Source organism: Brevundimonas sp. UBA7838 (assembly GCF_002500885.1).
GTDB classification, from domain to species: domain Bacteria; phylum Pseudomonadota; class Alphaproteobacteria; order Caulobacterales; family Caulobacteraceae; genus Brevundimonas; species Brevundimonas vesicularis_C.
Genome location: NZ_DLTK01000154.1, coordinates 1 through 278, shown reverse-complemented (window position 1 = coordinate 278; position 278 = coordinate 1). Strand labels below are relative to the sequence as shown.

The 278-nt window shown below is 73.4% G+C and carries 1 pseudogene; it reads left to right on the top strand.

Annotation, left to right across the window (positions count from 1 at the left end):
- Positions 1–278 (top strand): annotated as a pseudogene (locus B3T77_RS15970) (histidine--tRNA ligase); the annotation flags it as partial.

Genomic DNA, 278 nt, shown 5'->3' with positions numbered 1-278 from the left:
GCCTGTTCGACGCCGGCGGCGTGACCGAGGCCGGTCAGCGACTGACCGCCCTGCGCGCCATCGACAAGTTCGACCGCCTGGGCTGGGAGGGCGTGGTCCAACTGCTGGGCGAAGGGCGTTTAGACGACTCGGGCGACTACACCAAGGGCGCCCAGCTGCCCGCCAAGGTCACGGCCGCCATCGAGGCGTTTCTGGCCTCGGCCAATACCCCCGGCCTGTCGCGGGCCGAGACGCTGGACGCCGTCGCGCGCTCCGGCGACCTCGGCGCGGCGGGCGAG